The sequence below is a fragment of the Nostoc sp. DedQUE05 genome (assembly GCF_034530955.1).
Classification (GTDB): Bacteria; Cyanobacteriota; Cyanobacteriia; order Cyanobacteriales; family Nostocaceae; genus Nostoc.
Window position 1 is genome coordinate 121,136 of the sequence record NZ_JAVRCB010000003.1, and the last position, 13,254, is coordinate 134,389.

The 13,254-nt window shown below is 45.5% G+C and carries 5 protein-coding genes; all 5 read left to right on the top strand.

The window, feature by feature from the left end; genetic code table 11:
- The first annotated feature begins 13 nt into the window (after positions 1-13).
- The gene (locus RMZ42_RS03550; protein WP_322670106.1) at positions 14-2,233 is read left to right on the top strand and encodes a peptidase domain-containing ABC transporter; all 2,220 of its coding nucleotides are present in this window, start codon (positions 14-16) and stop codon (positions 2,231-2,233) included.
- A gap of 88 nt (positions 2,234-2,321) precedes the next feature.
- The gene (locus RMZ42_RS03555) at positions 2,322-3,692 is read left to right on the top strand and encodes a polysaccharide lyase family 7 protein (protein WP_322670107.1); all 1,371 of its coding nucleotides are present in this window, start codon (positions 2,322-2,324) and stop codon (positions 3,690-3,692) included.
- A 167-nt stretch (positions 3,693-3,859) separates the two neighbouring features.
- Entirely contained in the window at positions 3,860-5,242 is a 1,383-nt protein-coding gene (locus tag RMZ42_RS03560; RefSeq protein ID WP_322670108.1) for an HlyD family secretion protein, read from the top strand.
- 153 nt (positions 5,243-5,395) lie between these two features.
- Complete coding sequence (locus RMZ42_RS03565) at positions 5,396-10,531, top strand: filamentous hemagglutinin N-terminal domain-containing protein (protein ID WP_322670109.1); 5,136 nt, start codon at positions 5,396-5,398, stop codon at positions 10,529-10,531.
- A 53-nt stretch (positions 10,532-10,584) separates the two neighbouring features.
- Positions 10,585-13,167, top strand: a complete 2,583-nt coding sequence (locus tag RMZ42_RS03570) for a CHAT domain-containing protein (protein ID WP_322670110.1) — start codon at positions 10,585-10,587, stop codon at positions 13,165-13,167.
- The last annotated feature ends 87 nt before the right edge of the window (positions 13,168-13,254 follow it).

The following is a 13,254-nucleotide window of genomic DNA, read 5'->3' on the forward strand; positions in this document are numbered from 1 at the left end:
ACAGGTCTTGAAGATGCGATACCAAATTGTACTTCAACACAGTGAAGAAGACTGCGGTGCTGCGTGCCTCGCCACTGTTGCCAAACACTACGGACGCACCTTTGCCATTAGTCGAATGCGGGAAGCAGTTGGTACAGGGTCGCGGGGAACTAGTCTGCTAGGGTTAAACCGGGGTGCAGAAACTTTAGGATTCAATGCCCGTCAAGTTAAAGCTTCTCCACAACTGCTCGACCAATTGCATAAAGCCCCTCTACCAGCCATCATTCACTGGAAAGGCTACCACTGGGTAGTTCTGTATGGGCAGAAGGGGAAAAAATACGTAATCGCTGACCCAGGTGTAGGCATCCGCTATCTTACCCGCGAGGAGTTGCTCAAAGGGTGGGGCAATGGCATCATGCTGCTGCTAACGCCAGACGACAGCCGCTTTTATCAGCAATCAGATGATAAAATTGGCGGCTTTGGGCGTTATCTGATGCGGGTTTTACCCTATCGCGCTATTCTGATTCAAGCGATCGCAATTAATATTGTCATCGGACTACTTTCGCTTGTCTCTCCCTTAATGATGCAATTGCTCACCGATGACGTGCTAGTGCGGGGAGATACCCAACTGCTAACTGTGGTGGCAATTGGTGCGATCGCTATGAGTCTATTTAGCAGTGCGATCGGTTTGGTACAATCTCACTTAATCGGTCACTTTGGTCAACGCCTGCAATTAGGACTGATTCTAGAATACGGGCGACAACTGTTGCGTTTGCCCCTCTCGTATTTTGAAGGACGACGCAGTGGGGAAGTAGTCAGCCGGATTGCCGATGTGGATCATATCAATGAGCTAGTTTCCCAAATTGTCCTCGGTTTACCCAGCCAATTTTTTATCGCCTTGGTTTCCTTGGGCTTCATGCTCTTTTACAGTTGGGGGCTGACTTTGGCTTCCTTGGCAGCCTTTCTGATTGTCACCCTCGTCAACCTGCTTTTTCTCCCAGCTTTGCGCCAAAAAACCCGGAATGCGATCGTCTTGGGTACAGAAAACCAAGGCTTTCTCGTTGAAACGTTTCGCGGTGTCCAGGTGCTAAAAACTACCCAAGCCACTCCCCAAGCTTGGCAAGAGTATCAGGCAAATTATGGTCGGCTTGCTAACTTGGGCTGGAGTACGATGAAGCTGGGGCTTTACAGTGGCACAATTACTAATATTATTTCTACTTTTACTAGTATTGCCTTACTGTGGTTAGGCTCATATCTGGTGATTAATCGCACTTTGAGCATCGGTCAGTTGCTAGCATTTACTGGCATGAGTGGCAACTTTCTCGGCTTTTTGAGTTCAGTCATCGGCTTAGTTGATGAGTTCATCACTGCCCAGATTGTCATCCAACGCTTGACGGAGGTGATTGATGCTACCCCAGAAGACGACAAAGACGAGAAAAAGCCTTGGGCAGAACTGAAGGGCGATATAGGTATTACTTGCACTAACCTTAATTTCCACCATGCAGGTAGAGTTGACTTGCTGCAAGATTTTTCGCTGATTATCCCTGGCGGTCAAGTTATTGGGCTGATTGGTAAATCTGGGTGTGGTAAAAGCACCCTCGCCAAACTGCTTGCTGGTTTATATTTCCTCCAATCTGGCAATATCCGCTATGGCATCTATAATCAGCAAGACCTTTCGATGGAATATCTGCGTCAACAGGTGGTGCTAGTACCCCAAGAACCTCACTTTTGGAGTCGCTCAATTCTTGAAAACTTCCGCTTCAGCTATCCTCAAATCGCCTTTGAACAAATTGTGCAAGCTTGCGAGATTGCTGGTGCAGATGAGTTTATTAGTAAACTGCCTGATAAGTATCAAACTGTTTTAGGCGAATTTGGCGCGAATCTTTCTGGTGGACAACGACAGAGATTAGCGATCGCTAGAGCTATAGTTACTGACCCACCCATATTAATTTTAGATGAATCCACTGGCGCTCTCGACCCAGTGAGTGAAGCCAAACTGTTAGATAAACTGCTATCCCATCGGCTGGGCAAAACCACAATTATGATTAGCCATCGCCCCAAAGTGATTGGGCGCGCTGATTGGATTGTACAGATGGAAGAAGGGCGTTTGAAAATCCAAGGCACTCCAGAGGCTCTGCGCCATCAACCTGGTGAACACTTAGACTTCTTAGACGGTGTCGATCTATTTACAAATGGTTTAGTAGCTAAATCTTCCAATCACTCTAACGGCAAATTCAGCGCAATCAGCAAATAAAATCATCTATGACTTACGCATTGACAAAAAATATCATCCATGCATTTAAATAACAACTCATTGTTCAACATTCAACAGAGGTTAAAGAATGAATACAAAATTTTCAAAGCTGTATTTTACGATCGCTGTCTCGGCTGCAATCATCGGTAGTGCTTCTGTCGCGTTGTCTGCCGTTGTATCGTTCAGCGATGCTACTGCCACATCTACTAGTGGTTCGTTTGTTGCGGACAACGCTATTGACAAAAATAAGAATACCCACTGGGAGGCTGACGCCGATGGTGCTTCCATAACTGCGAGATTCAATAGCTGCCAGCGCGTAGACGATCTGGTGCTTAACTGGTACGGCACGAACAAGTATACCTACAGCGTAAAGCTTTCCAAGGACAATGGTGCAACTTGGACTACTGTGGTCAGTAAAACCTCTGGCAAGGGCAATGAAAACAAGCAAAACGTCGACGACCAAGCCGCCAACGCGATCGAGATCGTGGGTGATAACGATTCTAGATTGCGTATCGACGAATTGAAGATTAATTCCCTGGGTTCGACCAATGGCTGTACGAGCAGTGGTACTTCAAATTCCTCAACTGGTGAAAGCAGTGGTACTTCCAATCCCTCAACTGGTGAAAGCAGTGGTACTTCCAATCCCTCAACTGGTGAAAGCAGTGGTAACGCTCAAAACCCGGCCGATGTGCTTGATCTAAGCAAGTGGAAGATCACCCTGCCAATCAGCTTGAATTCCCCGCCCAACTCAAACAAGGCAACGGAAATTAAGCAGCCGCAACTCAAGACATACAGTAATTCAGAATATTTTCGTCTGAATGCTGCGAAGAATGGTGTGCTTTTGAAAGCGATCGCTGGCGGCGCACGTACAAGCACAAATACTGCTTACGCCCGTTCTGAACTGCGTGAAATGCAGGGTGATGGAACGGAATCCGCTGCCTGGAACTGTAAGAATATCGATCGTGGCATGTACCTGGAACAGACTCTGTTACACACCACCACGAAAAAGCCGGAAGCCACCATCGCCCAGATCCATGACTCAGAAAACGACCTGATGATGGTGAAGTACTTCGGCCCTTCCTTTGCCAACGGCTCGACGGACATCGGCAAGCTTGAAGCCCGCTTTAACAACGACACTACTACCAAGCTTCTCGACAGTACCTATAAAATCGGCGATCCAATGACTATCGACATTGCTGTTACATCCGGTGGCAATGTTAACGTCACCTATAAAAACCTACGTTCAGGTGTAACCAATAGTACTGGTACAGTAAAGCTGACGGGTATTATCGGTTCTTGTTACTTCAAGGCAGGCATATATATTCAAGCTTGTTCAAAAACTGATATTTATGGCAACACCAACACTGTGTGTGCGAACAAAAACTTATCTGCTAATAAATACGAGACTGACCCTTACGCTTACGCCGAAATAGAAGTACGCAAAATTACCCTACGCTAATCCGCAGAAGCTTTCAGCTTTTGTGATGTCTGGCTTTCTTAATTTTAAATTTTGAATTTTGAATTGGTATTATCCTGTCTGGCTTTCTTAATTTTGAATTTTGAATTTTGAATTTTGAATTTAGTTGCATTGTCTGTCTAATTTGTCAATACGTAAGTTCAATCATCATGGTTAGCTATTCCAACTCAGACTACTTGCCCCCAATTCAAGACAACGAGTTTCTCCCGCCACTTGGTCGTTGGACTACTTGGGGCGGACTAGTTCTTGTCTGTGCTGTGGGATTAGGCGTTCCACTTGCCTCTATTACCAAATATAAAGTGACTGTTAAAGGACAGGCTGTTGTTCGTCCTGCTGGTGAGTTACGGCTCGTTCAAGCTGCTACGGAAGGTCAGGTAATGCGTGTCTTTGTTGCAGAGAATCAAGTTGTCAAAAAAGGCGATGTGATTGCTACTATTGACAACTCGAAGCTAGAAACTAAAAAGAGCCAACTGCAAAGTAGCATTGGGCAAAGTCGTTTACAACTTTTTCAAATTAATGCCCAGATTAATGCGATTAATAACCAAGTTTTAGCTGAAACTGAGCGTGTCAACCGTGTTATCGCTGGCGCTGAAGCTGAATTAAGCGGTCGTAGCCGGGACTATCAAGATAAACTTATTACTACTGCGACTGATGTAGAAGAAGCGGATGCCAATGTCAAAGCTGCGGATGCTAGTTTGAAAGCAGCCCAGTCAAAGCGAAATCGCTATGAGACTGTAGCCAAAGCCGGAGCCTTGTCTCAAGATCAATATGAGGAAGCACAACTAGCTGTTCGCCAGCAAGAACAAGCTCTCCAAGCAGCTAAAGCTAAATTGCAAAATGTCCAAACTGCTCTTAATCCTAGTAATGCACAAGTAGCGATCGCTTCTCAACGCATTGCCCAAGAAAAAGCTACCGGTCAAGCTAACATTGCTACTTTAAATAAAGAACGCCTTGCTTTAATCCAGCAACGAATTGAAATTCAAAAACAGCTAGAACGCGACACCCGCGAACTCCAACAAGTAAATATCGACCTCAACCAGGCTGTGATTACTGCCACAGCAGACGGGATTATTTCTAAATTAAACCTGCGAAACTCCGGTCAAACAGTGCCTGCTGGAGAGGAAATTGCCCAAATTGTCCCCAGTGATGCTCCCTTGGAAGTTAAGGCAGCGATCGCACTTCAAGATAAAAATAAGTTAAAACAAGGTCAAACGGTACAAATGCGGGTTTCTGCCTGTCCTTATCCAGATTATGGTACTCTCAAAGGCAAGGTTAAGACAATTTCCCCGGATGCGATTGCACCTGTTGGGAATGCTGCTAATGCCAGTGCCGCAACATCTGCCAGCCAAAAGATGGCAGCCGTTGGTACATTCTATGGGGTAACAATTGAGCCAGAAAGCCTTTCTCTAGGTAGGGAAAAACATCAATGTGCTATCCAATTAGGAATGGAGGGTACAGTCGATATTATTTCTAGAGAAGAGACTGTGATGCAATTCTTTTTGAGGAAGGCAAGGTTGATTGCAGACATTTAGTGCGTTGGCGTAGCCCGCACTTCGGCAAGCTCAGTGACCACCGCAGGCATTGCATTGTAACTATTCGTAATTATTTCTCGCAATCCTACTGTGGGTTTTCTATCTATCCTTATAAGAGGGTGTAGTGTACTTGCTAGTTATTCAAGGGTTGCAATGTTTAAAATGACGCGATGTAGGCAGCATTGGTGCTGGAAATTCGCACTGGGAAGTTGGTTGGTGATGGGTAGTGCGATCGGCGAAGGTGTATTGCAGACATTCGCTTTCCCTTTTAATTGCGCTTTTGCCCAAATTACCCCCGATAGCACTCTACCCAATAATTCGAGAGTTACAACACAAAATAACATCAGTACCATTGAAGGGGGAACCCAAGCTGGAAGCAACTTATTCCACAGTTTTGGGGAATTTTCTGTCCTCACTGGCGGCACTGCAATATTTAATAATGCTGCGGATATTCAAAATATTATCAGTCGGGTAACGGGTGGATCGGCTTCTAATATTGATGGGTTGATTCGGGCTAATGGTACAGCTAACCTGTTTCTAATTAATCCCAATGGAATTGTATTTGGTCAGAATGCTCAATTAAATATTGGTGGTTCTTTTGTTGCGAGTACAGCGAATGCACTGCAATTTGGAAATGTCGGATTTTTTAGCGCAACTGAGAAAAATATCCCTTCACCATTGTTGACTATTAATCCTTCAGCATTGCTATTTAATCAGATTAATCAAAACGCAGCAATTCAAAATAACTCAGTTGCACCCGCAGGAAAAGATCCAGCAGGCTTTGATGCATTAGGTTTACGAGTGCCAGATGGAAAAAGTTTACTGCTGATGGGTGGTAATGTCAGCATGGATAGGGGACGATTAAATGCTTTTGGTGGACGAGTTGAGTTAGGAGGATTGGGCGAACCTGGTAGTGTAACGCTGGGTGTAGACGGCAATAATCTCAGCTTGATATTTCCTGCGGATGTTGCGCGAGCTTCGGTATCCCTTACTAACCAAGCTGCGATATATGTAGAAGGTGCTGGTGGCGGTAATATTGCAGTGAATTCCAAGAATCTAGAGATTTTAGGAGGAAGTATTTTAAGCGGTGGTATTGGGCAAGGTTTAGGGACATCTGAAACAGTTGCAGGAGATATCACGCTTAATGCTACTGGAGAAATCAAAGTTGCTGGCGGGAGTAGTGTTCAGAATCTTGTGCGTTTGGGGACAGTTGGTAATGGGGGTAACATTACTATTGATTCTAGTTCTTTCTCATTACGCGATGGCGCTCAACTCGAAGTCTCAACCTTTGGACAAGGGAATGCAGGCAATGTGACAGTGGGGGCACTCGATGCTGTTGACCTTGCAGATGCTGGCATCCTCAGCACAGTGGAAGCAGGGGGCGTAGGTAAGGGAGGTAATATCGACATCAATGCTGCAACACTATCACTAATTGATGGCAGTCAACTAGTAACCATTACTCGTGCTGCATTTAATACCCAACCAGCAGGACGAGGGGATGCGGGGAATGTCAATGTTAATGTTACAGGTACTGTTGATATTGCTGGGGAGAAAAATGGTTTTTTTAGTGCGATTCGCAGCAGTGTGGAAACGGGGACAGTTGGCAATGGAGGTAACATTACTATCGATTCTGGTTCCTTCTTGTTAAGCGATCGCGCTGTACTTACTGCCTCAACTTCGGGACTTGGGAATGCGGGGAATGTGACAGTGCGGACACTTGATGCTTTTACAGCCGCTAGTAATACTTACATCTTCAGCACAGTGTCAGCTGGAGGTGTAGGTAAGGGAGGTAATATCGACATTAATGCTGCAAAAGTGTCACTAATTGATGGCGCTCAACTTATTGCCTCAAGCTTTGGACAAGGAAATGCAGGGAATGTGACAGTGCGGGCACTTGATGCTGTTGACCTTGCAGATGCTGGCATCTTCAGTACAGTAGAAGCAGGGGGTGTAGGTAAGGGTGGCAATATCGACATTAATGCTGCAAAACTATCACTAATTGATGGCGCTCAACTGGCAACCGTTACTCGTAGAGCATTTAATATCCAGCCAGCAGGACGGGGGGATGCGGGGAATGTCAATGTTAATGTTACTGACGCTGTTGATATTGCTGGGGAGAAAAATGGTTTTTTTAGTGCGATTCGCAGCAGTGTGGAAACGGGGACAGTTGGCAATGGAGGTAACATTACTATCGATTCTGGTGACTTCTCATTACGAGACGGCGCTCAACTAACTGCCTCAACTTCGGGACTTGGGAATGCGGGAAATGTGACAGTGCGGGCACTTGATGCTGTTGACCTTGCAGATGCTGGCATCTTCAGTACGGTGTCAGCAGGGGGTGTAGGTCAGGGAGGTAATATCGATATCTCCGCTGCAACCCTCTCGCTAAAAGATGGCGCTCAACTGCAAACTGCTACTCGTGAAGCATCTACTAATACACAGCCAGCAGGACGGGGGAATGCTGGGAATGTCAATGTTAATGTTACAGGTACTGTTGATATTGCTGGGGAGAAAAATGGTTTTTTTAGTGCGATTCGCAGCAGTGTGGAAACGGGGACAGTTGGCAATGGAGGTAACATTACTATCGATTCTGGTGACTTCTCATTACGAGACGGCGCTCAACTAACTGCCTCAACTTCGGGACTTGGGAATGGGGGGAATGTGACAGTACGGGCACTTGATGCTGTTTCAGTGGCTAGTAATGCTTCTATCCTTAGTACAGTAGAAGCAGGGGGTGTAGGTCAGGGAGGTAATATCGATATCTCTGCTGCAACACTATCACTAATTGATGGCGCTCAACTGGCAACCGCTACTCGTGGAGCATCTAATACCCAGCCAGCAGGACGGGGGAATGCGGGGAATGTCAATGTTAATGTTACAGGTACTGTTGATATTGCTGGGGAGAAAAATGGTTTTTTTAGTGCGATTCGCAGCAGTGTGGAAACGGGGACAGTTGGCAATGGAGGTAACATTACTATCGATTCTGGTGACTTCTCATTACGAGACGGCGCTCAACTAACTGCCTCAACTTCGGGACTTGGGAATGGGGGGAATGTGACAGTACGGGCACTTGATGCTGTTTCAGTGGCTAGTAATGCTTCTATCCTCAGTACGGTGTCAGCAGGGGGTGTAGGTCAGGGAGGCAATATCGACATTAATGCTGCAACACTATCACTAATTGATGGCGCTCAACTGGCAACCGTTACTCGTAGAGCATTTAATATCCAGCCAGCAGGACGGGGGGATGCGGGGAATGTCAATGTTAATGTTACTGACGCTGTTGATATTGCTGGGGAGAAAAATGGTTTTTTTAGTGCGATTCGCAGCAGTGTGGAAACGGGGACAGTTGGCAATGGAGGTAACATTACTATCGATTCTGGTGACTTCTCATTACGAGACGGCGCTCAACTAACTGCCTCAACTTCGGGACTTGGGAATGCGGGAAATGTGACAGTGCGGGCACTTGATGCTGTTGACCTTGCAGATGCTGGCATCTTCAGTACGGTGTCAGCAGGGGGTGTAGGTCAGGGAGGTAATATCGATATCTCCGCTGCAACCCTCTCGCTAAAAGATGGCGCTCAACTGCAAACTGCTACTCGTGAAGCATCAAATACACAGCCAGCAGGACGGGGGAATGCGGGGAATGTCAATGTTAATGTTACTGACGCTGTTGATATTGCTGGGGAGAAAAATGGTTTTTTTAGTGCGATTCGCAGCAGTGTGGAAACGGGGACAGTTGGCAATGGAGGTAACATTACTATCGATTCTGGTGACTTCTCATTACGAGACGGCGCTCAACTAACTGCCTCAACTTCGGGACTTGGGAATGGGGGGAATGTGACAGTGCGGGCACTCAATGCTGCTTCCCTCGCAGATGCTTCTATCCTCAGTACGGTGTCAGCAGGGGGTGTAGGTCAGGGAGGTAATATCGACATCAATGCTGCTTCTTTCTCATTACGAGACGGCGCTCAACTAACTGCTTCAACTTCGGGACTTGGGAATGGAGGGAATGTGAGAGTGCGGGCACTTGATGCTGTTTCAGTAGCTAGTAATGCTTCTATCCTTAGTACAGTAGAAGCAGGGGGTGTAGGTCAGGGAGGTAATATCGATATCTCTGCTGCAACACTATCACTAATTGATGGCGCTCAACTGGCAACCGCTACTCGTGGAGCATCTAATACCCAGCCAGCAGGACGGGGGAATGCGGGGAATGTCAATGTTAATGTTACAGGTACTGTTGATATTGCTGGGGAGAAAAATGGTTTTTTTAGTGCGATTCGCAGCAGTGTGGAAACGGGGACAGTTGGCAATGGAGGTAACATTACTATCGATTCTGGTGACTTCTCATTACGAGACGGCGCTCAACTAACTGCCTCAACTTCGGGACTTGGGAATGCAGGCACAATTAAAGTTAATGCTGCTGATTTTTTCACCATTTCTGGCAAGAGTTCAAGCTTTAATAGTGGCTTGTTCGTTAACTCCCAAAGTCCAACGGGTACTGCTGGAGATATTATCGTCACCTCACCTAGAGTTACCTTAGATAACAGTGCTACACTTAACGCCCAATCTGCATCGGGTAACGGTGGCGACATCAACTTACAAACTGATTTACTGCTTCTGCGCCGCGGCGCTCAAATTTCCACTACCGCAGGTACAGCACAAGCTGGTGGTAATGGTGGCAACATTACCATCAATGCCCCGTCGGGCTTCATTGTCGCCGTCCCAAGCGAAAATAGCGACATCACTGCTAATGCTTACACAGGTACAGGTGGTAGAGTAGATATTCAAGCCTTTGGTATCTATGGGATTCAACCCCGCTCTAACCCAACTCTCTTTAGTGATATCACCGCTAGTTCTGAGTTTGGTGTAAACGGCACTGTCGAACTCAATACACCCGGTATCGATCCCAACAGTAGCTTAGTTAATTTACCGACCGTACCAGTTGATACTCAAGTAGCACAGACTTGTTCCGCAGGTGGAACTTTAGCTAAGAGCCGTTTTACAATCACTGGACGCGGCGGTTTACCACCTAATCCGGGTGAAGCCCTCAGCGCTGACGCAGTGCAGGTAGATTTGGTGACTCTCAACTCAGAAGTAGGTAAACCCTCTACTCCAGCAGTCTCCACAAATCTCACTAACCCAACACCACATCGCATAGTAGAAGCTACTGGTTGGGCGATCGCTGCTAATGGCGATATAATTCTCACTAATTCTGCACCCATCACGCCTCATTCTTCCTGGCAGAAGACAGCCGATTGCCGTGCGTTAAATCAACATCAGGGAGGTTGAGCAACTTCCACTGTCTATTTTTAGTAAAGACACGGTGCGAGGAGGGCAAAAACATGGCAAGGAAAAAATCTAGATTACGGATAATCAAACGCTTTTTAAGTGTACTGCTGCTTTTAGCTATGTTCTTAGGCGCTCTTTTATTGCCCCCCACTTTCGCACATGTAACTGCGGAAAACTCCAATGTTCAAAGCTTGGCTGATGCCCAAAACTTGGTGAAACAGGGGAGAAAATTCTATGAAGCCGAGCAATTTAATGATGCAACTGCAACATGGCTACAGGCTATCTCTGCGTTAAAAGTCCGTGGGGATGAACTTACACAAGCGATGATACTGGGCAATTTATCATTAGCTTATCAGCAATTGGGACAGTGGTCAGAAGCAGAAAGTGCGATCGCTCAAAGTCTTAACTTATTACAAACTGCTAAAGACACCAAAGACTCCTCGCAAATTCTAGCTCAAGTCTTAGATATCAAAGGTCGTCTGCAATTGGCTCAAAGCAAAGCTGAAAATGCCCTGGATACTTGGCGACTCTCAGCTGAGATTTATACAAAAATAGGCGATGAAAGGGCGGTTATTCAAAATCGGATTAACCAAGCGCAAGCTTTGCAAGCTTTAGGGTTTTATCGTCAAGCCGAGAAGACATTAAGGCAAAGTACCCAGATTCTCCAAAGTCAACCTAACTCACCTGTTAAAGTTGCAGCTTTGCATAGTCTCGGCAATGTCGTCCAAGTCACTGGTGATTTAGAAACATCTCGGCAGATATTGCAGCAAAGTTTAGAATTAGCTTCATCGTTGCCAGATCGAGAAGCGATCGCTGATATTCTCCTCAGTCTGGGTAATACAGCCCGCGTACAGCAAGACACGCAAAAAGCTATAGAATTCTATCAACAAACTATCAAAACTGCAACCTCACCCACTACACGCATCCAAGCTCAAGCCAATCAACTAAGACTACTACTGAAAACTGAGCAATTGTCAGCTTTTCAAACATTGTCTTCTGAAATTAAAACTCAGCTTAACGATTTACCTTTGAGTCGTACAGCAATTTCTGCCCGCATTAACTTTGCCCAAAGTTTAATGCAATTCCGAAAAAAAATTGCCGCAGACACTCCCTCATGGTTGGATATTGCTCAATTACTGGCAACTGCTATTGAGCAAGCAAAAAGTTTGCAAGATAGACGCACCCAATCCTATGCTATTGGTGTCTTAGGGCAAGTTTACGAACAAACTCAACAATGGTCTGATGCCCAAAACCTCACCCAACAAGCCTTGCTCATCGCTCAAGATATCGATGCTAAAGATATTGGCTATCAATGGCAATGGCAACTGGGACGTTTGCTGAAAACTAAGGGAGATATCAAAGGAGCAGTATCAGCTTACACAGAAGCAGTTAATAATCTCCAAGCCCTCCGCAGTGATTTAGTTGGTGTCAATTCTGCGGTGAAATTTTCCTTTCGAGAGGAAGTTGAACCAGTTTATCGACAGTTGGTTGATTTACTTTTGCAATCTCAAGGTAACTCGAAACTGAGCTTTGAAAATCTTCAAAAAGCCAGCAATACAATCGAATTACTCCAAATAGCAGAACTAGAAAACTTCTTTCGCAACAACTGTTTAAATGCTCAAATTCGTAATCCAAAAAAAGATCCAACGGCAGCAATTATTTATCCATTTATTTTGCCAGATCGACTAGAGATCATCATCGAGTTGCCTCAACAGCGTTGGTTGCACTACACTACTCCTGTAGTTAAAAAGGAAGTCGAAACTACTTTAGCTCAACTACAGGAAAATTTACCCAAACCCCACACCCTGCGACAGGTTCAGTCTTTATCCCAGAAGGTTTACAAATGGATCGTTCAACCTGCTGAAGCTGCTTTAGCTGAAAGTAACACTCCTACTTTGGTGTTTGTGCTGGATGGCTGGTTGCGGAATATTCCGATGGCAGCTCTCTACGATGGCAAACAGTATTTAGTTGAGAAATATAATATTGCACTCACCCCCAGTTTGCAACTGATTGAACTCAAACCAATGGAGAAGGAATTAAAGGCAATAGCCGCAGGATTGAGTGAAGCAAGTTCGGGATTTTCTGCACTACCCAACGTCAAACTTGAATTAGAAGAAATCCGCTCTCAAGTCCCTAGCACCATCCTTCTAAATCAAGAATTTACCAGCAAAACTTTGCAAAATCGGATTAATTCTTTATCTTTCCCGATTGTTCATCTTGCAACTCATGGTCAGTTTAGCTCCAAGGCTGAGGAGACATTTATTGTTGCTTGGAATGAGCGTATTTATGTGAAAAAGTTAAATGAGTTAGTGCGAACAATAGAGCAAAATAGACCCGAAGCGATTGAATTGCTCATTCTTAGTGCCTGTCAAACAGCAGCTGGGGACGAACAAGCTGCACTGGGAATTGCTGGTGTCGCTTTTCAGGCAGGCGCACGCAGTACGATCGCTTCTTTGTGGAACTTAGATGATGAGTCTACTGCTGTGTTGATGAATCAATTTTACCAAGAGTTAGCCAACAAAAATCTGACTAAAGCTGAAGTACTCCGTCGCGCCCAGCTAGCTCTGTTGCAAAATCCCAAATACAAACGTCCCAGGTTTTGGGCCCCCTATGTTCTGCTAGGTAATTGGCTGTAGTTTTATATAAGTCAGATTGTATTGCAATCTGGTTTTTTTTTCATCGAGCTGCAATTCGATTGTTTTGGCTAACAATGCGATTGTTTC

Excerpts from the sequence above, each read along its gene's own strand:
- RMZ42_RS03570 (WP_322670110.1), top strand. The coding sequence starts at position 10,585 with ATGGCAAGGAAAAAATCTAGATTACGGATAATCAAACGCTTTTTAAGT.
- RMZ42_RS03565 (WP_322670109.1), top strand. The coding sequence starts at position 5,396 with ATGTTTAAAATGACGCGATGTAGGCAGCATTGGTGCTGGAAATTCGCA.
- RMZ42_RS03555 (WP_322670107.1), top strand. The coding sequence starts at position 2,322 with ATGAATACAAAATTTTCAAAGCTGTATTTTACGATCGCTGTCTCGGCT.
- RMZ42_RS03550 (WP_322670106.1), top strand. The coding sequence starts at position 14 with ATGCGATACCAAATTGTACTTCAACACAGTGAAGAAGACTGCGGTGCT.
- RMZ42_RS03560 (WP_322670108.1), top strand. The coding sequence starts at position 3,860 with ATGGTTAGCTATTCCAACTCAGACTACTTGCCCCCAATTCAAGACAAC.